A 23,434-nucleotide genomic window follows, 5' to 3' on the forward strand; every position below is an offset into this window, starting at 1 on the left:
CCCTAGTGAGCGTATCGGCCACGTTTTTCCTCGATGGGGCTTTGCGGCAGCTCGTGCTTGAACAGGAGCTTCCAGAGCATGACCGCCTTGGCCGGCACCAGGGTGCCCCGCAGCCCCGTCCCGAAGGACAGGGCCGACACGGGCAGGCCCGTAGCGTACGCGGCGTTGACGATGTCCCCGTAGTTACAGGCTTCGTCGAGCTTCGTCCAGACGAGGGACGCCGTTTTCGGGGATTTGTAGGCCCGCAGGTAGCGGGAGAGCTGGGCGCCGGCGTACAGCGGCGAGAGCACCAGATGCACGGCCAGGTCGTCGCGCTCCGACAGGCCGAGCAGCTTCAGGTAGCCGTCCAGGGTCAGCCCCGTGCCCACGGGGGGCAGGTCCAGGAAGACCTTGTCAAACTTTTGTCCGGCGGCGAGCACGGCGGCCAGCTCGCGCGGGCTGGCGGCCTCGCGGAAGGTGATGCCCGACAGCTCGGCGTAATGCTTGAGGAACATCCGGCCCTTGGCCTGGGCGGCGTCGGCGTTGACGATAAGGATGCGCGCCCCGGGGCGGGCCTGCTGGCAGGCCAGGGCCAGGCGCAACAGGGTCGTGGTCTTGCCCGCTCCGCTGGGCCCGGCCACGGCGTGCAGGCGCTGGGGCCAGTGGCGCGCGTCGAAGGGGACGGCGCTGACCATGGCGCCCAGGGGCGCCAGGATGGAGGCTTGGCGGTCGGCGCGCAGACCTGCGGCCAGGGCCATGACGGCGCCCTCGCCCACGCCCTCGGCCTCCAGGTGCTCCAGGGCCTGGCGCTGGCGCGGGGCCAGGGCGCCCAGGTCGAGCTGCGGGCGCATGAGCGCCGTGAGGTGGGCCTTGATCTGGTCCCACTCGCGGTGCCACTCGCCCCAGCCCGGGGCCGGGGCCGCCAGGGCGTCGTCGCCGGGCGCGGCCTGGGGCAGCGGGGAGTCCAGGGCGGCGGTGATCTCGCACCAGCTCCTGCCGCCTTCGGCGCACTTGCGGGTGGCCAGGATCACGGCGTCGCCGCCCAGCTCGGCCTTGACCCGGGCCATGGCGGCCTGGGCATCCTTGGCTGTGAACGTCTTAACCTGCATGGGGCCTGTCCGTGCGGTCTGTGGGTTGCGCTCTCAAATCAGTTGCCATTGCCGGGCATGTCCACGTGGGCCAGGGTCTGCAACTTCACGTCCGCCGGAATCTCGGCCTGGGAGATGACCGGCAGGTTCGGGATGAACCTATGCAGCAGCTGTGCCATGTGCGGGCGCACCGCCGGGGTGGTCAGCAGCACGGGCTGGCCGTCGGTGTTCACGGCGCGCTCGGCGGCGTCGTTGATGAGGCTGATGATCCGCTGGGCCAGGGCCGGGTCCATGGCCAGGTAGGCGCCGTGCTCGGTCTGGCGCAGGTTCTCGCTGAAGGCCTTGTCGATCTTCGGGGCCAGGGTCACGATGGGCAGGGTGCCCTTGGAGTCCAGGTAGGGCTTGATGATGGTGCGGCCCATGCGCGAGCGCACGTACTCGGTGAGCTGGTCGGTGTCCTTCACCGTGCGGCCGTAGTCGCCCAGGGTCTCCACCACGGTGAGCAGGTCGCGCACGGAGATGTGCTCGCGCACCAGGTTTTGCAGCACCTTCTGCACCGCGCCCAGGTCCATGGTGCCGGGCACCAGCTCCTCCACGGCCTTGGGGGTGCGCTTGGCCAGGTTGTCCAGCAGCTCCTGCACCTCCTGGCGGCCCAGGAACTCGTGCAGGTTGCGCTTGAAGATTTCCGTCAGGTGCGTGGCGATGACCGTGGAGGGATCGACCACCGTGTACCCGGCGAGCATGGCCTCCTCTTTCTGGGCCTCGGGAATCCACAGCGCCGGGAGGTTGAAGGCGGGCTCCATGGTCTCGATGCCCTGGATGCGGTGCTTGGCGTCGCCGGGGTCCATGGCCAGGTGGTGGTCCACCATGATCTCGCCCGAGGCCACCTGGTTGCCCTTGATGAGCACCGAGTACTGCCCGGGCTTGAGCTGGAGGTTGTCGCGCAGGTGCAGCGAGGGCACCACCACGCCCATGTCCAGGGCGAACTGGCGGCGGATGGAGCGGATGCGCGCCAGCAGGTTGCCGTCCTGCTCCTCGTCCACCAGGGGGATGAGCCCGTAGCCGACTTCCAGCTCCAGCATGTCCAGGGGCAGCAGGGTCTGGACCTCCTCGGGGGTGTCCAGGGTCTGCGGGGCCTGGGCCTTGGCCCGGGCCTGGTCGCCCTGGGCCTCGCGGTGGCGGGCCGACAGGGTGGACATGAAGAACACCAGCCCCGACAGGGCCAGGAAAACCAGGGTCGGCATGCCCGGCACCAGGGAGAAGACCACCAGGATCACCGACACGAGCTTGAGGGCTCGGGTGTGGTAGGTCAGCTGCGCCAGGAACTCCTGGCCCATGCGCGCCTCGGCTGCCGCGCGCGAGACGATGATGCCCGCGCTGGTGGAGACGATGAGCGAGGGGATGGTGGCCACCAGGCCGTCGCCGATGGTCAGAAGCGTGTAGGTCTGGGCGGCGTCGGACCAGCTCATGCCCTTTTGCAGGGTGCCGATGAGGATGCCGCCCACGAGGTTGATGGCCGTGATGAGGATGCCGGCCTTCACGTCGCCGGAGACGAACTTGCCCGCGCCGTCCATGGCGCCGTAGAAGTCGGCCTCCTTGCGGATGGCGTGGCGCCGGGAGGTGGCCTCCTTCTCGTCGATGAGCCCGGCGTTCAGGTCGGCCTCGATGGCCATCTGCTTGCCGGGCAGGCTGTCCAGGGTGAAGCGTGCGGCCACCTCGGCGATGCGCGTGGTGCCGTTGACGATGACCATCTTGTTCAGCGCGAAAAGAATGAGGAAGATGACCATGCCCACGATGTAGTTGCCGCCGACCACGAACTGGCCGAAGGTCTGGATGACCTTGCCTGCCGCCTCGGGGCCGGTGTCGCCGGTGAGCAGGATGAGCCGCGTGGAGGCCACGTTGAGGGCCAGGCGCAGCATGGTCGTTACCAGCAACAACGTGGGAAATATGGAGAATTCAAGGGGGCTGGTCATGAACATGGACGTGACCAGGACCACCAGGCTCAGGCTGATGGAGAATGTCAAAAGAATGTCTAGAAAAATGGTGGGCAGGGGGATGAGCATCACGAACAGGATGATGACCACGCCCGTCGCCAGCAGGACGTCGCCCTGCTTTTCGAAGCGCCCGTAATCGAGATTCAGCGCGCCGCTGTTTGAAGCCATTGCTTTGACACCTTGTGGCTGGGGTTCCCGGGGGCCGTCAGTTCCGTCTGCGCTTCATCTTGTAGACCTGGGCCAGGATCTGGGCCACGGCCTGGAAGAGTTCCTCGGGGATCGAGTCGCCCACTTCGCAGCTCTTATACAAGGCCCGTGCCAGGGTGACGTTCTCGCGGATGGGCACCCGGTTTTCGCGGGCGACCTCCTTGATCTTCTCGGCCAGGTGGTCGGCGCCCTTGGCCAGCACCAGCGGCGCCGGGCTTTGCAGCGGGTCGTATTGCAGGGCCACGGCGATGTGCGTGGGGTTGGTGACCACCACGTCGGCCTTGGGCACGTTCTGGAGCATGCGCTTGGCCATGGACTGCATCATCTTCTCGCGCTGCTTGCGCTTGATCTCCGGGTCGCCCTCCTGCTGCTTGTGCTCGTCCTTGACCTCGTCCTTGCTCATCTTGATGTTCTCTTCGTAGTCCCAGCGCATGTAGAGCAGATCGGCGATGGCGATGAGCAGCATGGGCACCAGGGCGTAGAGCACCATCTTGGACCCGGCGGCCAGGATGTAGGAGGCCACGCCCGCAGCGTTGGCGTAGAACAGCCCGCCCGCCTTCTCGATCTCCTGGGTCAGCACGATGGCCGGGGCGATGCCGATGACCACGGCCATGAGCATGTTCTTGACCAGGTTTACGGCGGTCTTGGGCGAGAAGAACATGCGCTGGAGCGAGGCGGGCACGTTGAACATCTTGGCGAACTTGGGCTCGAAGACCTTGGTCGTCCACAGCGGGCCGACCTGCAGGCGCTGGGTCAGGAAGGCCACGGCGCCCATGAGGGCCATGGGCGGCAGGACCATCAGCGCCAGGCTGCCGCTCATGTCCAGCAGCAGCGCGTAGACGCTCTCGGTGCCCAGCTCCATTTCCGGCGCGCGGTTGAGGAACAGCGAGAAGATCTTGCGCAGCTCGCCGGCGATGAGCCCGATGAACAGGTGCAGGGCCGCCAGCCCCGCCAGCAGCACCGTGGCCTTGGGCAGCTCCATGCCCTTGGCGACGTTGCCCTCCTCGCGGGCCTTCTTGCGCCGCTTGGGCGTTGCGCGTTCTGTTTTGCTGGGATCTTTGGCCACGGTTGCGTCCTTGGGGCCCGGGTCAGGCCATGGTGCCGAGCAGGCCCCGGAACGTCGGGCCCATGTCGATGATGAAGTTGCCCACGTAGCGCGCCAGGGTGGTGAACAGGATGCTCAGGAAGAAGAAGCCCACGGCGATCTTGATGGGGAAGCCCAGGATCAGCACGTGCATCTGCGGCGCGGCGCGGCCCACCAGGGCCAGGGCCAGGTCCACCAGGAACAGCGCGGCCATCACCGGGGCCGCGATCTTGATGGCCAGCACGAAGATGCTGCCTGCCAGATCCAGCAGGCCCTGGCCCAGGGCCGCGCTGAGCACCACCCCGCCCGGGGGCACCAGGGTGAAGCTGTCGGCCAGGCCCTGGAGCAGGTAGAGGTGCCCGTCCAGGGCCAGGAAGGTCAGCAGGGTGGTCATGTAGAGGAAGTGCGAGGTGATGACCACCTGCTGCCCGGTGAGCGGGTCGATGACGTTGATCATGGAAAAGCCCATCTGGAAGCCGATGAGCTGCCCGCCCGTCTGCACCGCCGCGAACAGGAAGCGCACCACGAGCATGAGGCACAGCCCGATGGCCATTTCGCCAAGGACCATCAGCCCGATGAGCCAGGGGTTTTTGGGGAACAGTTCGCCGGGGAAGGAGAGGTGGGGCCACAGGGCCCAGGACAGCACGATGCACAGCGCCGCCTTGACCGCGTTGGGCACCGTCTCCCCGCCGAAGAAGGGCAGCACGAAGAGCACCAGGCTGACGCGGATGAGCGTCAGCAGGAAGCTCAGGGCGTGGGCGGGGGCGAAGGTGAACAGGTCCATGCCCGGCCTGTTGCAAAGGCCGGGCCAGGGGCGCCCCCGGGGCGGTGGGCGCCCAAGTGGCCGGGATTACTTGCTGTCGTGGCTGTGGTCGGGCACGTACTCGGGCACGATCTCGACAAGTTGTTGGCGGATGCGCGCGTGGTCGCGGGCCTCGGCGGCCCGGCGCAGGGCCTCCAGGGCGGCGTCCAGCCCGGCGTGGGCGCAGGCCTCGCTGCGCAGGACCATGATCTGCTCGTGCCCGGTGGGCACCACGCCCTCGTCGGCGGTGATCAGCTCCTCGTAGAGCTTTTCGCCGGGGCGCAGGCCGATGAACTTGATCTCGATGTCGCGCCCGGGCTCCTTGCCCGAGAGGCGGATCAGGTCGGCGGCCATGTCGGCGATGCGCACGGGCTTGCCCATCTTGAGCACGAAGATCTCGCCGCCCTCGCCCATGCTCCCGGCCTGGAGGATGAGCTGGCAGGCCTCCTCGGTGGTCATGAAGAAGCGGGTGACCTCGGGGTGGGTGATGGTCAGCGGGCCGCCGCGCTCGATCTGGCGGCGGAAGAGCGGGATCACCGAGCCCGCCGAGCCGATGACGTTGCCGAAGCGCACGGCCATGAGCCGCGTGCCGCGTCCGCAGTTGGCCTGCATGATCTTTTCGGTGATGCGCTTGGACGCGCCCATGACATTGGTGGGCCGCACGGCCTTGTCGGTGGAGACCACCAGCAGCCGCTCCACGCCCCGGGCCACGGCGGCCTCCACGAGGTTGCGCGTGGCCAGCACGTTGTTGAGCACGGCCTGCCAGGGGTTTTCCTCCAGCATGGGCACGTGCTTGTAGGCCGCGGCGTGGAAGATGACCTCGGGGCGGTAGGTGTCGAGCACGTGGGCGGTCCAGTCCGTGTCCTGCAGGGAGCCCAGCAGGGCCTCGTAGCGCTTGAAGCCGCGCTCGTGCTCCATCTCCATCTGGATGGCGTAGAGGTTGGACTCGCTGGCGTCGAGCAGCAGCAGGCGCCCGGGCTCGAAGGCCACGATCTGGCGGCACAGTTCCGAGCCGATGGACCCGCCCGCCCCGGTGACCAGCACCGTGCGCCCGCGCAGGTAGCCGGCGATGCCTTCCATGTCCAGGTGCACGGGCTCGCGGCCCAGCAGGTCCTTGTAGTCCACGTCGCGCAGGTCCTTGACCGTGACCTTGCCCTGGGCCAGCTCGGCCAGGCTGGGGATGCGCCGGTAGGCCAGGCCCGAGGCCTCGCAGTGGCCGATGACCTCGCGCATGCCCGGGCCGGAGATGTTGGAGATGGCGATGAGCGCCTCGCGGGCGCGGAACTGGTCGGACTCCATCCAGCGCCCCAGGGCGCGCACGGGTCCGATGACCGGCACGCCGTGCAGCTCGCGGCCCTGCTTGCCGGGGTCGTCATCGAACAGGGCCGCCACCTGGATGCCCGCCCGGGGGTTGCCGCCGATGTCGCGCAGCAGGCGCTCGGCGGAGTTGCCCGCCCCGATGACCACGCAGCGTGTGGCCACGCTGGCGGGGCAGTGGCGCCTGAAGACCGAGGGCAGGTCCACGAAGCCCATGCCGTAGAACAGGCGGATGCCCACCCGCAGCCCGGCCACGAAGGCCATGGTGAAGAACCAGTCGAGCACGAACACCGAGCGCGAATAGCCCGCGAAGTTGCGCGACAGCACCAGGTAGCCGACGATGAGCAGCGTGGCCGCCGAGGCGGCCTTGGCGATGTTGGCCATGTCGGACAGGCTGGTGTAGCGCCACATGCCCCGGTACAGCCCGAAGGCCAGGAAGCACAGCAGCTTGACCACCAGCAGGGGGCCCAGGGTGTCGAGCAGGCGCTGGGCGTGCTCGGCGGGCAGGGCGCCCTCGAAGCGGATCAGGTAGCTCAGGCCGTGGGCCGCCAGCACCAGGGCGGCGTCCATGACCAGCAAGACATAGAAGTTGTACGACTTCAGCCTGTGGATCATCGGGCTAGCCCCTGGCCGCGCGGACGACCAGCTCGCAGACACGGTCCAGGTCGGCCTCGGTCATCTTGGTGTCCGAGGGCAGGCACAGGCCCCGGGCGAACATCGCCTCGTCGGCGCCGGGGCCCGCGAAGGCATCCTGGGCGAAGACCGGCTGCATGTGCATGGGCTTCCAGATGGGCCGCGACTCGATGTTGGCTTCTTCCAGGGCCAGACGCACGGCCTCGCGCATGCGGTAGCCCGAGGCGGCGTCGTCGCCCAGCAGGGCGCAGGTCAGCCAGCGGTTGGCGCGGCCCGTGGGCACCTCGGGCATGAATTCGATCCAGGGCTGGGCGCCCAGGCGCTCCACGTAGCCCGCGAACAGGGCGCGCTTCTGCTCCACCCGCGCGGCCAGCACCTCGATCTGCCCCCGGCCCACGGCGGCCAGGATGTTGCTCATGCGGTAATTGTAGCCCAGCTCGGAGTGCTGGTAGTGCGGCGCGGCGTCGCGGGCCTGGGTGGACAGGAAACGGGCCTTATCCGCCAGGGCCTTGTCCTTTGCGACGAACATGCCGCCGCCGCCGCAGGTGATGATCTTGTTGCCGTTGAAGCTGAACACCGCCGTGGTGGAGAAGGTGCCGGTCTGGCGGCCCTGGTGCAGGGCGCCCAGGGATTCGGCGGCGTCTTCGACCACGGCCACGCCGTACTCGGCGCAGATGGCGCCCACGGCGTCCATGTCGCAGGGCTGGCCGTAGAGGTGCACCACCACCAGAGCGCGCGGCATGGGCCCGCCCGCGCGGCGCCGGGCCGAGAGGTGGGCTTCGAGCACCTCGAGGTCCAGGTTCCAGGTGGCGGGATCGGCGTCGATGAACGTGGGGCGCGCGCCCAGGTAGACGATGGGCGAGGCCGAGGCGATGAAGGTCAGGTCCGAGCAGAGCACCTCGTCGCCCGGGCTCACGCCCGCCAGGCGCAGGGCCAGATGCAGGGCCGCCGTGCCCGAGGCCACGGCCACGCAGTGCCCGTGGCCGATGACGGCCTCGAACTCCTGCTCGAAGGCCGGGATGTGCGGGCCGACCGGGGCGATGTAGTTGTCCGCAAAAGCCTGTTCGACGTATCGCAGTTCGCTGCCGCCCATGTGCGGGGAGGACAGGAAGATTCTGTCGTGCACGATTGTCCGCTCCTTGCTGCGTGGCCCCGGGACGGGGCCGCTGCCGGGGGGTGTATCCGAAAACCCGGGCGCAGACAACGCCTGGTTATCCGTTTCCGGAGAACGGGGTGCGGGTGGCGGCGCCGGGCTCGTTGACGTCCCGGCGCGCGAACACGGCGCCCACGGTCCGGGCCAGGATGGCCAGGTCCAGCAGGGGGTTCATGTTGTCCACGTACCAGACGTCGCGGGCGAAGACCTCGGGCCAGGTGATGGCGTTGCGCCCGTGGATCTGGGCCCAGCCGGTGATGCCCGGCAGGGCTTCGTGGCGCCGGGCCTGCTCGGGCGAATACAGCGGCAGGTACTGGGGCAGCAGCGGCCTGGGGCCGACCAGGCTCATGTCCCCGGTCAGCACGTTCCACAGCTCGGGCAACTCGTCCAGGCTGGTGGCGCGCAGGATGCGCCCGAAGCGCGGCAGGCGCCGCTCGTCGGGCAGCAGCGCCCCCGAGGCGTCGCGCTCGTCGGTCATGGTCCGGAACTTGTAGATGGTGAAGAGTCGTCCGCCCAGGCCCGCGCGCTGCTGGCGGAAGACCGCCGGGGCGCCCAGCCGGGCGCGCACCGCCAGGGCCACCAGTCCGGCCAGGGGCAGCCACAGCGGGGCCAGGGCGAGCACCAGGATCACGTCCATCCAGCGCTTCCAGGCCGGGATGCGCGCGTACAGGGCCATGTGTTCCGTGTTCACGGGAACTCCTTGCAGATGCGCCGGTAGACCGCGACGATCTCCCCGGCCAGGGTGTCGGCGTTGAAGAGTGCCTCGGCGCGGCGGCGGCCCGCCTGACCCATGCGCTGGCGCAGGGCCGGGTCGTCCAGCAGGGTGGCCATGGCCCGGGCCAGGGCCGGGGCGTCGCCCACGGGCACCAGCAGGCCGTTTTCGCCGGGGGCGACGATCTCGCGGCAGCCCGGGGCCTGGGTGGTGACCACGGGCAGCCCGCAGGCCAGGGCCTCCTGGAGGCTCACGGGCAGCCCTTCGCGGTAGGAGGGCAGCACGGCCACGTCGGACAGGGCCCAGATGAGCGGCATGTCGTCGCGCCAGCCCGCGAAGACCACGGCGCCGTCGGCGCGCGTGGCGTCCATGGCCTCGGGGGAGAGCGAGGTCGGGTTGCCGGGGTCGGGCTCGCCCACGAGCAGGAAGCGCGCCCGGGGGTGGCGCGCCGCCAGGGCCCGGGCGGCGTCCAGAAATTCGAACACGCCCTTGTCGCGGATGAGCCGCGCGGCCAGGGTCAGCACCACATGCTCCGGGCCCAGGCCCAGGGCCGCGCGGGCTGCGGTCACCCGGGCCGCGTCCTCGGCCCCGGGGCGCAGGGCGGCCACGTCCACCCCCGTGCCGCGGACCATGAACGCGGGCGCGGCGCCGATCAGCCCGTGGGCCGCGAAATGGGCGCGGTCGTCGTCGTTCTGGAAGATCAGCGCCGCGCAGCGCGCGCGGGTGGCGCGGTACAGGGTGTGGAACACCGCGCGGCGCAGCGCCCCGCCCGCGCCCTGGCCCAGGAAATTCGACCCCAGCCCGGTGACGGAGTTGACCAATGGCCGGGCGCGGCCCACGGCCAGCCGGGCGAAGATGTTCGGCTGGTGGGTGAAGGCGTGGACCACCTGAGGCCGCGCGGCGGCCACGATGGCCCGCAGGGCGGCCACCGAGGCCAGGGCCGCGCCCGGGCGCAGGCTGCCCCGGGCCATGGCCCAGGGGTGGACCCGGACCCCCAGGGCGGCCACGGCGTCGAAGTGCGCGTCGCGCGGCACGGCCACGTGGACCTCGGCGCCTTCGGCCAGCAGGCGGCGCACCAGGGCCCGGCGCATGAGGGCCACGTTGACCCCGGCGTGGGAGGCCAGCAGCACGCGCGGCGCGCTCACGAGCCGTACTCCTCCAGCCAGGCCTGGAACATGAGCACGGCCCAGAGCTGGTACTGGCGGTTGGCGCGGCCCGAAAGGTGCTCGTCCAGGGCGCGGGCCACGGGGGCGGGGGCCAGGAACCCTTCGCGCGCGAGGCGCGCGGGCTCCAGCAGGCCCCGGGCCCAGTCGCGCAGCGGGCCGCGCAGCCACTGGTCGATGGGCACGCCGAAGCCCTGCTTGGGCCGGTCGAAGATCTCCTGCGGCACGTGGCGGTAAAGTACCTGGCGCAGCAGCCATTTGCCGCGCCCCTGGCGCAGCTTCATGGCCAGGGGCAGGGTCAGGGCGAATTCGGCCACGCGGTGGTCGATGAGCGGCACGCGGGCTTCCAGGGCCACGGCCATGGACGCGCGGTCCACCTTGTGCAGCACGTCGCCGGGCAGGTAGGTGCGCATGTCCATGGCCATCATCCAGGCCGCGTAGTCCGGCTGGCCGGGCCAGCGGGCGGGGTCGGTGAAGGCCGTGGGCGGCAGGGCCGCCCCCAGGGCCACGGCCTCGGGGTGGGCCCAGCACGAGGCCAGGGCGTGGAAGAAGGCCTCGCGCGAGGACGCGCCCAGGGCGGCGGCCAGCTTGTGCAGCTTGTCGCGCACGATGAGCTGGCGCCGGGCCGGGGGCCGCAGGCGCTGGAGGGCCTCGATGGCCGCGCTGACGGCGCCGCCGCCCGGGCCTTCGAGCAGGGCGCCCAGGGCCCGGCGCAGGCCCCGGGGCAGGCGCACGGCCCGGGCCCACAGCGCGGGGGCCAGCAGGTAGCGGTTGTAGCCGCCGAACAGTTCGTCGCCGCCGTCGCCCGACAGGGCCACCACCACCTGCTCGCGGGCCAGCCGCGAGACGAGGTAGGTCGGAATCTGCGAGGCGTCGGCAAAGGGCTCGTCGTAGAAGCGCGGCAGCAGGGGGATGACCTCGCGGGCCTGGGCCGGGCTCACGCGCAAGGTGGTGTGTTCGGTGCCCAGGTGCGCGGCCACGGCCTCGGCGTGGGCGGCCTCGTCGTACCCGGCCTCGGCGTAGCCGATGGTGAAGGTTTTCACCGGGCGGGTGCTGATTTTTTGCAGCAGGGCGGTGACGGTGGAGGAATCCACCCCGCCGGAGAGGAAGGCCCCCAGGGGCACGTCGGCCACGGTGCGCAGGCGCACGGCGTCGGTGAGCAGGGCCTCCAGGGCCTCCACGGCCTGGGCGTCGGAGCCCGCGAAGGGCGCCTCGCGCCCCCGGCGCACGGCTTCGTCCAGGGACCAGAAGGCCCGCGGCGCGGGCAGGGTGCGCGCGGCCAGGTCGGCGGCGGTCAGGCGCACGCTGTGCCCGGGCTCCAGCTTGAGGAAGCCGGGGTGGATGCTCCACGGCTCGGGCACGTAGAGGGTTTGCAGGAACAGGCCCAGGGCGCCGGGGTCCACGCCGCCGGTCCAGTGCGGGTGGCGGCGCAGGGGCTTGAATTCCGAGCCGAAAAGCAGGCTCGGCCCGGCGAACCCGTAGTACAGGGGCTTGATGCCCAGGCGGTCGCGCACCAGGGTCAGGGAGCGGTCGCGCCGGTCCCACAGGGCGAAGGCGAACATGCCCACGAAGCGCGACAGGGCGCCGTGCAGCCCGAAGGCGCGCACGGCCTCCAGGATGACCTCGGTGTCCGAGTGGCCGCGCCAGCCCGAGGCCGGGGCCTGGCCCAGGTCTTCCAGCTCGCGGCGCACGGCCTCGTAGTTGTAGACCTCGCCGTTGTAGCTGATGGTCAGCTGGCCGTCGGCGGAGTGCATGGGCTGGGCGCCCGCCGGGGAGAGGTCGAGGATGGACAGCCGCACATGGGCCAGGGCCGGGCCGCCCTGGGGGTCGGCAAAGCCGCCGCTGGCGTCGGGGCCCCGGTGGCCCATGGCCAGGGCCATGGCTTCGAGGACCGGCTCATGCCCGCCCGGGGGCGGGGTGGGGCTCCAGTATCCGGCTATGCCGCACATGGCGTGTTCCTGCGGGGGGCGGGGCGTTGGGTCATGGTGGGTTCCTGGCTGGCTCCTGGCGGCCCTTCGGGCTCCCGGGCAGGGGAGCGCCGGGCCGGGCCCAAGAGAAAGCCCTCTTGCGTTGGCGAACCGGCAAGAGGGCTGGGGGCTCGTGGTGCCGGTGGCCGGCTAGTTCAGGATATAGCGCATCGGGTTCACCGGGACTCCGTTCAGGCGCACCTCGTAGTGCAGGTGCGGCCCGGTGCTGCGGCCCGTGCTGCCCACGTAGCCGATGAGCTGGCCGCGGGTGATCTTCTGGCCGCTCTTCACGGCGGCGGAGTGCAGGTGGGCGTAGCGGGTGGCAATGCCCGAGCCGTGGTTGACGGTCAGGGCCAGGCCGTAGCTGCCGTCGCGCCCCGAGAAGGTCACGGCGCCCTTGGCCGGGGCGTAGATGGGCGTGCCCTGGGGCGCGGAGATGTCCAGGCCCTTGTGGAACTCGCGCTTGCCGGTGAAGGGCGAGGTCCGGTAGCCGAAATCGGAGGAAATCCAGCCCTGGGTGGGCCAGATGCTCGGGGTGGCGGCCCACAGCTCGCGGTTGTCGCGGATGACGTGCATCAGCTGCTGCTGGCGCACTTCCTCCATCTGCGTGTCGGTGTTCAGCTGGTGCAGGAAGTTGTGCATCTTGCGCGCCAGCAGTTCCTGGCGGTGCATGGGCAGGTAGTTCTCGGAGAAGTCGGACGGCGTGCTGCCGCCCAGGGAGGTCCCGCCGTCGCGTTCCTGGTCGAGGTTGATCATCACCCGCAGCTTGGAGTCGAAGTCGCGGATGCGCATGAGGTCTTTTTCGAGATTCTTGATCTTGGAGGCCAGGGACAGCAGCTGGGTGCGCTGTTCCTGGACGGTCTTCTGGGCCTCGTCCAGGGCGGTCTGGGCCGACGAGTAGCCGGAGTAGGTGCGCCAGAAATAGACGTTGCCGGCGATGAGCCCCGCAGTCAGGCCCGCCAGGACGAACAGCAGCCAACCCCGCAGGCGGAGCTTTCGGGAACACCCTTCGTTATCCTTGAAGACCACGATGTGGTATTTTCGAAAAAGCATACGCCTCCCAATCATCACTCGGAAAAGGCCGTGGATTTTTGCGGGCCGGGAATCCCTCCGGAAGAGCTACCATGACCTACTTGCTTCCCGGCGGTTCTGTCAAGCTGCCAGCGCTGCAGGCCCTGGAGCACGTTGGGGCGGATGTGCCGGGCGCGGCGGTAGTGCTCGTCCAGCCACGCTTCCCAGTCGGATCGGCGGGTGGCTCCGGCGCTGGGGCAGGGGTTGGACCACACGGGCAGGCCGAAGGCCTTGGCGGCTTTGATGACGATCTTTTTCTCCAGATAAAGCAGCGGCCTGATGACCTTGAGCCGCCCCCCGAAGAAGTCCTCGGCCATGCCCAGGCCGTGGACCTTGCCCGTTTCGAAAAGATTCATAAAGAATGTGGTGGCCAGGTCGTCGGCGGTGTGGGCCAGGGCGAGGTGGGTCAGCCCGTAGGTGCGGCACAGGGCAAACAGCGCCTTGCGCCGCAGCCGGGCGCAGTAGAAGCAGGCCGAGGCCTTGAGGTTCTCCTCGGAGTGGGCGCGCGGGCCGTGGTCGGTCAGCTCGATGTGCGCGGCCACGCCGTTGTCGCGGCACCATTGGGCCAGGGGCGCGTGGTTGCCCGCGTCGAATCCCGGGTTCACGTGCAGCACCATCAGCTCGAAGGGGAAGGGCACGATGCGCTGGCGCATGAGCAGCACCTGGAGCATGAGCCAGCTGTCCACCCCGCCCGAGGCGGCCACGCCCACGCGCGCCCCCGGGGCGAGCATTGCGGCCTGCTGCATCAGTTTGCCCACGGCCCCCAGGCATTGCTGCTGGGCGTAGTTGAGCTTTCCCCATTGTGCCATGGCGTTTTCTGTGACCTCGCGGGTGTGTTCGGGATGGTGCGGAGCGGGGCCGCGCGGCGGCGGGCACCCGGGGCCTGTGTACGGCAAACCCGGGCCGGACGCAACCGCCCCCCGCCCGCCGCGAGGCGCGCCGCGCGCCTTGACACCCGGAAGGCGTGGACATAGTCATGTCCTCGCGCGCCACCCGGCGCGACGAACCGCCCGCCCGGGCCTGCCCCACGGAATGACCATGAAGAAGCACGCTGCCCTGGCTCTTGTGGCCGCCCTGGCTCTTGTGGCCCTTTTGGCCCTGCCGGGCAGGAAGCCGTCCCGCCCTGGCGGGGCGTGGCCGGAGTACGCCCCGGGCGAGGTGGTGCGCATCGCCGTGAGCGGGCCTGCCGGGGAATACGCCCTGGAGGCCCGGGGCGGGGGCTGGGCCCTGCGCGTGCCCGGCGCCGCCGGGCAGCCCCTGGCCGATCCGGTCCGGGTGGAGGCGCTGCTGGATTTCCTGGCCCGCAACCGGCCGCTGGCCCGGGTGGACGATCCCGGGCCGGAGCGCTCCGGCCTGGGATCTGCCGCCAGCCTGACCATCAACGACGCCGACCGCCTGGAAATCGGCGCGCCGGATGCCAAGGGCGCGGGGGTCTTCGCCCGGCGCGGGGGCGGCGGGGTCGTCCTGCTGGCCCGGGAGTATGCCCAGGTGCTGGGCCGCCCCGCCGGGCACTACCTCGACCTGCGGCTGCTGGACTTCGATCCCGGGCAGGTGGAGGCGGTGACCCTGGGGCGGGGTTCCCAGGCGGTGGAGATCGCCCGCGGCGCGGCGGGCCCCGCGTTCGTTCGCCCGGCCGAGCGCGCCGGGCAGCCCGCCCTGGCCGAGGCCCTGGACCTGTGGCTGCACGAGCTGCGCACCCTGCAGGCCCTGGGGCCCGCCCCCGAGGCCCCCGCCCCGGGCCGCGAGCCCGACCTGCTGGTGACCCTGCGCCAGCGCGGCGCCGGGGAGCACGCCCTGAAACTGTTCGCCCCGGCGGATGGCGCCGGGCCCTGGACGGCGCTCTCCAGCCGCCAGGAGGCCTACTTTCTGCTTGACCCGGGGCAGGTCGCCAAAGTAGACAGAAATGCTTTTTCGTTCGCCGACCGCCGGTTGGCCGCCCTCGATCCGGGCGCGGTCGATCGGCTGGTGCTTTCGGTTTCCGGCCAGGAGCTGCGCGCCGAGCGCGACGGCAGGCGCTGGCGGGTCCAGGGGCTCCCCGGCGCCCTGACGGGGATTGACATGCTCCTGTGGCGTCTTACTGACTTGCAGTACGAATTCGGGCCGCTGGAGACGCCGCCCCCCGGCGCGCGCGAGCGGTTGCGCCTGGAGTTGGGCCTGCGCGGCGGCGAGAAGCGGGAGTTCGTGTTTCACATCGACCCGGCCCTGCCCGCGGGGCGGTGCTGGGTGTCGCACGGGGCGCAGCAGGGGTTCTACCGCATCCCGGATCAGTTCTACAAAGATCTCAAGGGCCTCTTGCCCCCGCAGCCGGGGGCGGGCTCGAACCAGGGCGCCCGGGACCACCGGGCCCGCAGTGCTTTCAAGGGAGACACACATGGCCAGAATCACGGTCGAAGATTGTCTTGAGAAGGTCAACAACCGCTTCCTCATCGTGCAGATGGGCATCAAGCGCGTGAAGCAGTACCGCGAGGGCTACGATTCGCTGGTGCCGTGCAAGAACAAGGAAGTGGTGTCCTCCCTGCGCGAGATCGCCGCCGGAAAGGTGCTGCCCTCGGAGGATCTCAGCGAGATCGGTGTCGCCTCGAGCATCGGGTAGGTCATGGCCAAGGCAGACTACTACGAGGTGCTGGGCGTCGAGCGGGGCGCCTCGGACGACGAGGTCAAGCGGGCCTATCGCAAGAAGGCCTTCGAGTTCCACCCCGACCGCAACCCTGACGACCCCGAGGCCGAGGCCCGCTTCAAGGAGGCCGCCGAAGCCTACGACGTACTGCGCGACCCCGACAAGCGCGCGCGCTATGACCGCTTCGGGCACGAAGGGCTGGGCGGCAACGGGTACCACGGCTTTTCCAACGCCGACGACATTTTCAGCTCCTTTTCCGACATCTTCGGCGACCTGTTCGGCTTCGGCGCCGCCTCGCGCGGGCCGCGCCCGACCCAGGGCTCCGACCTGCGCTACAACCTGCGCATCTCCTTCCGGCAGGCTGCCAAGGGCGACAGCGTGACCATCAAGGTGCCGCGCAACGTGCCCTGCCACGAGTGCAACGGCAGCGGCGCCGCCCCGGGCACCCGCCCCGAGACCTGCCGCCACTGCGGCGGCTCGGGGCAGATCGTGCAGTCCCAGGGCTTTTTCCGCGTGGCCGCGCCGTGCCCCTCGTGCCGGGGCAAGGGCCAGGTCATTGCCGAGCCGTGCCCGGAGTGCCGCGGCGCGGGCATCGTGCAGCAGGTCCGCGAACTGGCGGTGAACATCCCCGCCGGGGTGGACAACGGCTCGCGCCTGCGCCTGCGCGGCGAGGGCGAGCCCGGCATCCACGGCGGCCCCCCCGGCGACCTCTACGTGGTGCTCTACGTGGAGGAGGACAAGACCTTCCGCCGCCAGGGTCAGGACCTGGTGCACACCATCCAGGTGGACATGGTGTCCGCCGCCCTGGGCACCAGCGTGGAAATCCCCACCCTGGACGAGCCCGAGAAGCTGACCGTGCCCAAGGGCACGCAGAGCGGGGCGGTGTTCCGTCTGCGCGGCCTGGGCCTGCCCTTCGTGAACCGGGGCGGCATGGGCGACCTGCTGGTGGAGGTCGTCGTGACCACGCCCACGGGCCTGTCGCGCCGCCAGGAAGAGCTGCTGCGCGAGTTCGCCGAGATCGAGGAAGGCAAGGTGGGCAAAAAGATGAAGAACCTCTTCAAGAAGGCCGTGGACAAGGCCATGGGCGGGTGAGGCCGTGGGCGGACAGCACGGGAACGGACGCGGCGGCGGTCTGACGCATATCGACGGCTCGGGCGACGCGCGCATGGTGGACGTGGGCCACAAGGCCGATACCCGCCGGGTGGCCCTGGCGGGCACCACGGTGCGCCTGTCTGCGGCGACCTTCGCCCTGCTTCAGGAAAACGCCCTGCCCAAGGGCGACGCCCTGGCCACGGCCAAGGTCGCGGGCATCCTGGCCGCCAAGCAGACCCACGCGCTCATCCCCATGTGCCACCCCCTGGCCCTGTCCTATGTGGACGTGCGCTTCACGCCCGCGCAGGACGAGGCGGCCATCCACATCGAGGCCGAGGCGCGCACCACGGGCCCCACGGGCGTGGAGATGGAAGCCCTGGTGGCCGCCCAGGTCGCCGCGCTGACCATCTACGACATGTGCAAGGCCGTGCAGAAGGACATCGTGATCACCGACTGCCGCCTGCTGCACAAGAGCGGCGGCAGGAGCGGCACCTACGACGCCCCCGGGCGCTGACCCCGGCCCCGCGCCGATGCGAAAGCCCCCGCAGCACTGCGCTGCGGGGGCTTTTCGCATGGCGGGGGCGGGGCGCTGGCGCCGGGGCGCGCGGCTCAGGGCGCCACGCGCTCCCGGTGGGTGTAGACGTTCATCCCGCCGGGGCGCAGGAAGCCCACCAGGGTCAGGTTGCGGGCCTGGGCGAAGTCCACAGCCAGGGTCGTGGCGGCGCTGACCCCCGCCAGCACCCGCGCGCCCAGGGCCACGGCCTTGAGGACCATCTCGAAGGACAGCCGCGACGAGACCAGCACGGCGAAGGCGCGCTCCCGGGTGCCGTCCAGCAGCACGCGCCCGGCGGCCTTGTCCAGGGCGTTGTGGCGGCCCACGTCCTCGGCGGCGGCCAGGCAGGCGCCGTGGCGGTCATACACCGCCGCCTGATGCGTGGAGCCGGTGCGCGCGAAGACCGGCCTGCGCGTGCGGAAATCGGCTTCCAGGCGCAGCAGGGCGTCCATGGGCAGGCTGCCGCCCGGCGGCACCGGGGGCAGGTCGGCGTGGATGTCGTCCATTTTCTGCTTGCCGCACAGCCCGCAGCTGGAGCGGGCCACGAAATCGCGCCGCGCCCGGCTGCCCGGCGCGCGGGTGCGGGCCTGGGGGTGCAGGTCCACCAGCACGCGGTCGTGCCCGGCGGGGCAGTGCTCCAGGCGCAACAGGTCGCCCGCGTGGCGCGCCAGGCCCTCGCCGAGGCAGAACCCCGCCACCAGGGCCAGGTCGTCGCCGGGCGTGCGCATGGTCACGGCGTAGGGCATGGCGTCCACATGGATTTCCAGCGGCTCCTCCACGGTCAGCTCGTCGTCGCAGGCGAAGACCTCGCCGCTCCTGCGCTTGAGGGTCGGATGCAGGCCCACGGCCTGCCCGGGCCGGGCCGTGGCCAGCGCGCTAGCTGACGACATGGATGGGGTCGCCCTTGCGCACCACCCCGCCGCGCAGCACCCGCGCGAACACGCCCTCGCGGGGCATGATGCAGTCGCCCACGGTCTTGTGGATGTTGCATTTGTTGTGGCATTTCTTGCCGATCTGGGTGATTTCGAGGAGCGCCGCGCCGCCCACGGCTAGGCGCGTGCCCACGGGCAGCAGCTCCACGGCGATGCCCTCGGTGGTCAGGTTCTCGGCGAAGTCGCCGGGCACGAGGGAGGGCATCTTCTCCTGCATCCGGCGGATGCCCTCGATGGCCAGCAGGCTGACCTGGCGCTCCCCGCCGCCGTGGGCGTCGCCCGCCACCCCGTAATCCTCGCGCAGCTCCACGCTGCCGACCTCCTCCTTGCGCTGGTGCTTGACCGTACTGACGCACACCGCGTGAATGGTGCCCATGTGTCTGCCTCCCGCCGGTTCTGGATGGTGCCGCGCCGCCCCCTGGCGCCGCGTTTTCCAGGACTATACCCTACCACTTTAGTCAACTTCAAGCCCAAAAGGCTTGCGCACGCTTGGGCACAAGGTAGGGGGGGGCGGGATGGCGGCGGGGCGGCGCATTCCTCACAAACGTTGTGGCCGCGACGTTGACCTCCCACCGCCTCACCCCACAGCACAACAAGAGCCCCCGGAACTTCGGTTCCGGGGGCTCTTGTTGTGTGTCGTCGCGTTGTGCGGGGGCGCTTGGGGTGCGGTCTGTTGCACCACTGGGGTGCCTGGTTTTCCGCCCCTCCAGTCGCCCCGCCTTCTCCCGTCCCTGCCGCCCTCCCGCGACCCTACCAGACCTCGCGGACCTTGACGCCGTGGGCTTTCATGACGTTCTTGCAGTCGCGGATGGAGTATTCGCCGTAGTGGACGATGCTGGCGATGAGCGCGGCGCTGGCGCGGCCCTGCTGGCAGGCGGCGGCCATGTGCTCGGGGGTGCCTGCGCCGCCCGAAGCGATGACCGGGATGGACACCGCGTCGCAGATCATGCGCGTGAGCTTCAGCTCGTAGCCTTCCTTGGTGCCGTCGGCGTCGATGGAGTTGACGCACAGCTCGCCCGCGCCCAGGGCCTCGGCGGTCTTGGCCCACTGGACGGCGTCCAGGCCCATGCGCTGGCGCCCGCCGTGGATGACGATCTCGTAGCCCGAGGGGCAGGTGTCCGAAGGCGGCACGGCCAGCACGTCCATGCCGACCACGATGCACTGCGAGCCGAAGGCCGCCGCGCCCCGGCTGATGAGGTCCGGGTCCTTCACCGCCGGGGAGTTGATGGAGACCTTCTCGGCGCCCGCCAGCAGCACGTCGCGCATTTGCTCCACCGTGCCGATGCCCCCGCCCACGGAGAAGGGGATGAAGATCTGCTCGGCCACGCGCTCCACGACCTTGAGCATGATGCCCCGGCCCTCGTGGGAGGCGGTGATGTCGTAGAACACCAGCTCGTCGGCGCCCTCCTCGTAGTAGGTGCGCGCCGTGGCCACGGGGTCGCCGATGTCGATGTTGTCCTTGAACTTGATGCCCTTGGTCAGGCGCCCGTCGCGGACGTCCAGGCAGGGGATGACGCGCTTACTGAGCACGGACGGCCTCCTTGCAGTAGGCGGCGAAGTTGGCCAGCAGGGCCAGGCCCGGGCCGCCGCTCTTCTCGGGGTGGAACTGCACGGCCCACAGGCCTTCGCGGCCATGGACCGAGCAGAAGTCGATGCCGTAGCTGGTGGTGCCCAGGACGTACTGCGGCGCCGGGGCCGGGTAGTAGCTGTGCACGAAGTAGAACTCCGCAGCCGGGTCGATGCCCGCGAAGAGCGGCTCGGCGGGGTTCTTGAGGGTCACGCGGTTCCAGCCCATGTGCGGCACGCGGATGGGCACGCCGTCCTCGTCGGCCCAGGAGGGGTTGAACATGCGGCACTCGCCGGGCACGATGCCCAGGGTGGCGGTGTCGTTCTCCTGGCAGTAGTCGAGCATGATCTGGCAGCCCACGCAGATGCCCAGGAGCGGCTTGCCCGCCGCGATATGCCCGGCCAGGGCGTGGTCCAGCCCGCTGGAGCGCAGCTGGCCCATGGCCTGCCCGGCGGCGCCCACCCCGGGGAAGATGAGGCCCGAGGCGGCGCGGATGCGTTGCGGGTCCGCCGTGATTTCGCAGGCGATGCCCAGGGAGTCCAGGGCGCGGCGCACCGAGGTCTGGTTTCCAGCCTTGTAGTCGAGGATGGCGAGCATGTGCGGTTCTCCGTTGCGGTGGGGCGGGGCCGTGCGCACCCGCCCGGGTACAGCCTTCGCGCAATAGTAAATATCCGCCGCCAAGACAAGGGGCGGGTGGGGCGTTTCGCCAAATTTGCCAAAACCCCACGCCGGGGCTTTGCGCGGTCCGCGCTGGCTTGCCCTGCGCGTCCGGGGAGGGTAAGACAGGCCCACCGGCGTGGCCCGGGCCCCGCCCGCCCCGCGCCCCCCAACCCGCAACCCCCGCGCCCCGCGCGCAAAGGAACGCACCATGCATATCGTCACCGGCGGCGCCGGGTTCATCGGCAGCGCTTTTGTCTGGAAACTGAACCAGATGGGCATCACGGACATCGTGGTCGTGGACGAGCTGGGCACGTCCGAGAGCTGGAAGAACCTGGTCAGCCTGCGCTATGCGGACTACCTGCACAAGGACACCTTCCTGGACATGGTGCTGCACGACGAGCTGCCCTTTGGCGTGGACAGCGTGACGCACATGGGCGCCTGCTCCTCGACCACCGAGCAGGACGCCGACTACCTGATGGAGAACAACTACCGCTACAGCGTGACCCTGGCCGCGTGGTGCCTGGAGCACGGCGCGCGCTTCATCAACGCCTCATCGGCGGCGACCTATGGCGACGGCTCGCGCGGCTTCTCCGACGATGAAGCCCGCCTGGGCGAGCTGCGCCCGCTGAACATGTACGGCTATTCCAAGCAGCTCTTCGACCTCTGGGCCCAGCGCGAGGGCGTGCTCGGCTCCCTGGCCAGCCTCAAATTCTTCAACGTTTTCGGGCCAAACGAGTACCACAAGGGCGACATGATGAGCGTCATCTGCAAGGCGCACACGCAGATCGGCCAGACCGGGAAGCTCAAGCTCTTCAAGAGCTACCATCCCGACTACCCCGACGGCGGCCAGATGCGCGATTTCGTCTATGTGAAGGACTGCGTGGACGTGATGTGGTGGCTGCTCATGCACCCGGAGGTCGGCGGCGTGTTCAACGTGGGCACCGGCCGGGCCCGCAGCTGGAACGACCTCGCCCGCAGCGTCTTCGCCGCCATGGGCCTGCCCGAGGCCATCGAATACATCGACATGCCCGAGCAACTGCGCGGCAAGTACCAGTACTACACCCAGGCCGAAATGACCAAACTGGCCGCCACCGGCTGCCCCGTGCAGTTCACGAGCCTGGAAGACGCCGCGAAGGACTACGTGCAGGGCTATCTGGCGCGGGAGGAGCGGTATTTGTAGGGGGGGGCTCACGAGGCCCAGGCCGCAAAAAAGGCTCCCCCGCGCGGGGGAGCCTTTTTTGTGGCCTGGGTGGGCGTTGAGGCGTGGATTGCTGAGTGATTGCGTGCCTAGTCAACCCATGTTTCGCATTTCAAATCGGGGATTCGCGTGAACTCTTTCAGGTTGTGGGTGATAAGCGTGAACCCCTGCGCCATGGCCTGGGCGGCGAGCAGCATGTCCATTCCGCCGATGGGCCGCCCTCGTTTTTCGAGGTCGGCGCGGATCTTGCCGTATGCAAGGGCGGAATCAAGATCAAAGGGCACAATTTCCAAGGGCAGGAGGAAGGCTTCCAGAGCTGATGCGTTCCTTTCCCTGGCGGCACTCTTTTCGACGCCGTAGTGCAGTTCAGCAACGGTGATTGAGGAGATGGCAATATCCCCTGGAGCGAATTGTTCAAAGTGCTTGCGGACTTCCGGCGGCCTGTTCTTTATCATGTAGATGCAGATATTCGTATCCAGGAGGACCTTCATTCGAATTCCTCACGGATATCGGGGTGCGGCTGGTTGCGCTTGTCCATGAAGTCCGGCGAGAATTGGGCCAGGGAGTCGAAGAGGGTTTCCCACGGCTTGTCGCGGGGCAAGAGGACCACAGCCCGTCCGATGCGCTTGATGGACACGCTGTCGCCCTCGAAGTGGAAATCCTTGGGCAGTTGCACCGCCTGGCTTTGCCCTTTTTGGAATAACTTGGCTTGTTGCATGGCTTTTTCCTCCCAGGCGTGGGCTGCGTGCTTGCGTGTCCCCCCTTTGGGGGGCTGGAGCAGCGTGGTGCGGCCCGTAGGCCATGGATTCCGGGTGGGGGTTCTGTCTCGGCCCTTGCTGCCGAACCCGCCCGCGCGCCGGTGCTAGAGCTTTTCCTGCTCCTCCCAACCCTCGCCCACCAGGTCGTCCAGCTCCACTTCCGCGCCGTCCGGGGCGAACATGGCGGGGACGATCATGCGCTTGCCCTTGCTGTCATCGTGGCCGGGGGTCAGGGGGCGGCCTGCGTAGGTCAGGCCGGTGATGAGCTTGTCCTCGTGGCCGAACTCCGCGAAGCTTTCCATGGCCACCATCAGCTGCGCGGGGTCGAACTCGCCCTCGAAGCCGTCCAGCAGGAAGGTCTGGGCGCCCCTGTCGATGGAGCCCATGAACATGAGCACCTCGCCCTCGGCCAGCTTGTGCAGCAGGGCGTGCTGCGACACGGGCGTCTCGGCGTGGGTGACCTGCGAGGGGTAGACGGTCTGCTCCTGCCCGCCCGCGCGCACCACGATGCGCATCCCGGCCTCGAACACGTAGGCCGCGCGGTGGTGGAACTTGCATTCCTCCCACCAGCCGTTCCAGTCGTAGCCCACCTGGCGGGCGAACTTGCGCGCCAGCTCCTCGTCGAAATAGAGCACGCCCTTGAAGCAGTTGTGCGCGAAGTAGGGGGTGTTGTTCTTGCCGTAGCAGTGGCGCGCCACGCGGGACAAGAAGGTGCGCGGCACGGCGGAGACGACCACCTCGTTCTTGTAGCCTGCGATCTCGATGCTGAGCTGCACGGGGAACTCCTTTCGTGGCGGGGGGATGGGCCTCCCGGTTTCGGGCGATGATAGCCCCGGGCGCGGCTTTGGCGCAAGCAAAACCCGGGGCGCGGGGCCGGGCCGCGTTGT

General features: G+C 69.7%; 23 protein-coding genes. 5 read left to right on the plus strand and 18 right to left on the minus strand.

Features of this window, described 5'->3' with window-relative positions:
* Positions 1-2: 2 nt before the first annotated feature.
* The 11 genes from G495_RS0104450 to G495_RS17650 all read right to left on the minus strand — a co-directional run bounded on the left by G495_RS0104450 (position 3) and on the right by G495_RS17650 (position 13,979).
* A complete protein-coding gene (locus G495_RS0104450) occupies positions 3-1,088 on the minus strand; it encodes a flagellar biosynthesis protein FlhF (protein WP_028586808.1) in 1,086 nt (361 codons plus the stop codon).
* Between the two features lie 38 nt (positions 1,089-1,126).
* Positions 1,127-3,229 (minus strand): flagellar biosynthesis protein FlhA, encoded by a 2,103-nt coding sequence (gene flhA, locus G495_RS0104455; protein WP_028586809.1) that lies wholly within the window; start codon positions 3,227-3,229, stop codon positions 1,127-1,129.
* Between the two features lie 37 nt (positions 3,230-3,266).
* Positions 3,267-4,334 (minus strand): flagellar biosynthesis protein FlhB, encoded by a 1,068-nt coding sequence (gene flhB / locus G495_RS0104460; protein WP_028586810.1) that lies wholly within the window; start codon positions 4,332-4,334, stop codon positions 3,267-3,269.
* 22 nt (positions 4,335-4,356) lie between these two features.
* A complete protein-coding gene (gene fliR, locus G495_RS0104465; protein ID WP_028586811.1) occupies positions 4,357-5,136 on the minus strand; it encodes a flagellar biosynthetic protein FliR in 780 nt (259 codons plus the stop codon).
* Between the two features lie 66 nt (positions 5,137-5,202).
* The gene (locus tag G495_RS0104470; protein ID WP_028586812.1) at positions 5,203-7,086 is read right to left on the minus strand and encodes a polysaccharide biosynthesis protein; all 1,884 of its coding nucleotides are present in this window, start codon (positions 7,084-7,086) and stop codon (positions 5,203-5,205) included.
* A 4-nt stretch (positions 7,087-7,090) separates the two neighbouring features.
* Complete coding sequence (locus G495_RS0104475; protein ID WP_156939574.1) at positions 7,091-8,230, minus strand: DegT/DnrJ/EryC1/StrS family aminotransferase; 1,140 nt, start codon at positions 8,228-8,230, stop codon at positions 7,091-7,093.
* Between the two features lie 85 nt (positions 8,231-8,315).
* Entirely contained in the window at positions 8,316-8,948 is a 633-nt protein-coding gene (locus tag G495_RS0104480; protein ID WP_281171686.1) for a sugar transferase, read from the minus strand.
* The gene (locus G495_RS17645; RefSeq protein WP_051445064.1) at positions 8,945-10,114 is read right to left on the minus strand and encodes a glycosyltransferase family 4 protein; all 1,170 of its coding nucleotides are present in this window, start codon (positions 10,112-10,114) and stop codon (positions 8,945-8,947) included. Before G495_RS17645 ends, G495_RS0104480 begins: the two co-directional genes overlap by 4 nt.
* Positions 10,111-12,081, minus strand: a complete 1,971-nt coding sequence (gene asnB / locus G495_RS0104490) for an asparagine synthase (glutamine-hydrolyzing) (protein ID WP_028586815.1) — start codon at positions 12,079-12,081, stop codon at positions 10,111-10,113. Before asnB ends, G495_RS17645 begins: the two co-directional genes overlap by 4 nt.
* A gap of 168 nt (positions 12,082-12,249) precedes the next feature.
* Entirely contained in the window at positions 12,250-13,152 is a 903-nt protein-coding gene (locus G495_RS0104495; RefSeq protein WP_028586816.1) for a M23 family metallopeptidase, read from the minus strand.
* Between the two features lie 14 nt (positions 13,153-13,166).
* Positions 13,167-13,979, minus strand: a complete 813-nt coding sequence (locus G495_RS17650) for a tRNA lysidine(34) synthetase (RefSeq protein WP_084457842.1) — start codon at positions 13,977-13,979, stop codon at positions 13,167-13,169.
* 229 nt (positions 13,980-14,208) lie between these two features.
* Here G495_RS17650 and G495_RS0104505 point away from each other — a divergent pair, with 229 nt between their 5' ends.
* Genes G495_RS0104505 through moaC form a run of 4 tightly spaced genes read left to right on the plus strand, consistent with a single transcriptional unit; the run spans position 14,209 to position 17,393 of the window.
* Positions 14,209-15,573, plus strand: a complete 1,365-nt coding sequence (locus tag G495_RS0104505; RefSeq protein WP_028586817.1) for a DUF4340 domain-containing protein — start codon at positions 14,209-14,211, stop codon at positions 15,571-15,573.
* Positions 15,542-15,763, plus strand: coding sequence for a DNA-directed RNA polymerase subunit omega (rpoZ, locus tag G495_RS0104510; RefSeq protein WP_028586818.1), 222 nt, complete (start codon positions 15,542-15,544; stop codon positions 15,761-15,763). Before G495_RS0104505 ends, rpoZ begins: the two co-directional genes overlap by 32 nt.
* 3 nt (positions 15,764-15,766) lie before the next feature.
* A complete protein-coding gene (gene dnaJ / locus G495_RS0104515) occupies positions 15,767-16,879 on the plus strand; it encodes a molecular chaperone DnaJ (RefSeq protein WP_028586819.1) in 1,113 nt (370 codons plus the stop codon).
* 4 nt (positions 16,880-16,883) lie between these two features.
* Positions 16,884-17,393: a cyclic pyranopterin monophosphate synthase MoaC gene (gene moaC / locus G495_RS0104520; RefSeq protein WP_281171687.1), complete on the plus strand. Its 510-nt coding sequence runs from the start codon at positions 16,884-16,886 to the stop codon at positions 17,391-17,393.
* A gap of 95 nt (positions 17,394-17,488) precedes the next feature.
* On the opposite strand, the gene fdhD is transcribed toward moaC, so the two are convergent.
* The 4 genes from fdhD to hisH all read right to left on the minus strand — a co-directional run bounded on the left by fdhD (position 17,489) and on the right by hisH (position 20,528).
* On the minus strand, positions 17,489-18,322 hold the full coding sequence (gene fdhD, locus G495_RS0104525; RefSeq protein ID WP_084457845.1) for a formate dehydrogenase accessory sulfurtransferase FdhD: 834 nt from the start codon (positions 18,320-18,322) through the stop codon (positions 17,489-17,491).
* Positions 18,309-18,740, minus strand: coding sequence for an MOSC domain-containing protein (locus G495_RS0104530; RefSeq protein ID WP_028586822.1), 432 nt, complete (start codon positions 18,738-18,740; stop codon positions 18,309-18,311). Before G495_RS0104530 ends, fdhD begins: the two co-directional genes overlap by 14 nt.
* 374 nt (positions 18,741-19,114) lie before the next feature.
* Entirely contained in the window at positions 19,115-19,894 is a 780-nt protein-coding gene (gene hisF, locus G495_RS0104535) for an imidazole glycerol phosphate synthase subunit HisF (protein ID WP_028586823.1), read from the minus strand.
* Complete coding sequence (gene hisH / locus G495_RS0104540) at positions 19,884-20,528, minus strand: imidazole glycerol phosphate synthase subunit HisH (RefSeq protein WP_028586824.1); 645 nt, start codon at positions 20,526-20,528, stop codon at positions 19,884-19,886. Before hisH ends, hisF begins: the two co-directional genes overlap by 11 nt.
* 271 nt (positions 20,529-20,799) lie before the next feature.
* On the opposite strand from hisH, the gene rfaD reads away from it, so the two are divergent.
* Positions 20,800-21,771: an ADP-glyceromanno-heptose 6-epimerase gene (gene rfaD, locus G495_RS0104545; RefSeq protein ID WP_028586825.1), complete on the plus strand. Its 972-nt coding sequence runs from the start codon at positions 20,800-20,802 to the stop codon at positions 21,769-21,771.
* A 107-nt stretch (positions 21,772-21,878) separates the two neighbouring features.
* Here rfaD and vapC read toward each other — a convergent pair whose 3' ends face one another.
* The 3 genes from vapC to G495_RS17655 form a co-directional block, all read right to left on the minus strand.
* Entirely contained in the window at positions 21,879-22,280 is a 402-nt protein-coding gene (gene vapC, locus G495_RS0104550) for a type II toxin-antitoxin system tRNA(fMet)-specific endonuclease VapC (RefSeq protein ID WP_028586826.1), read from the minus strand.
* The gene (locus G495_RS0104555; protein ID WP_028586827.1) at positions 22,277-22,507 is read right to left on the minus strand and encodes an antitoxin; all 231 of its coding nucleotides are present in this window, start codon (positions 22,505-22,507) and stop codon (positions 22,277-22,279) included. The genes vapC and G495_RS0104555 overlap by 4 nt, the downstream gene beginning before the upstream one ends.
* A gap of 144 nt (positions 22,508-22,651) precedes the next feature.
* On the minus strand, positions 22,652-23,323 hold the full coding sequence (locus G495_RS17655) for a hypothetical protein (RefSeq protein ID WP_051445065.1): 672 nt from the start codon (positions 23,321-23,323) through the stop codon (positions 22,652-22,654).
* Positions 23,324-23,434 lie beyond the last annotated feature (111 nt).

Origin of the sequence: Desulfocurvus vexinensis DSM 17965 (genome assembly GCF_000519125.1) — a bacterium.
Lineage (GTDB): Bacteria > Desulfobacterota > Desulfovibrionia > Desulfovibrionales > Desulfovibrionaceae > Desulfocurvus > Desulfocurvus vexinensis.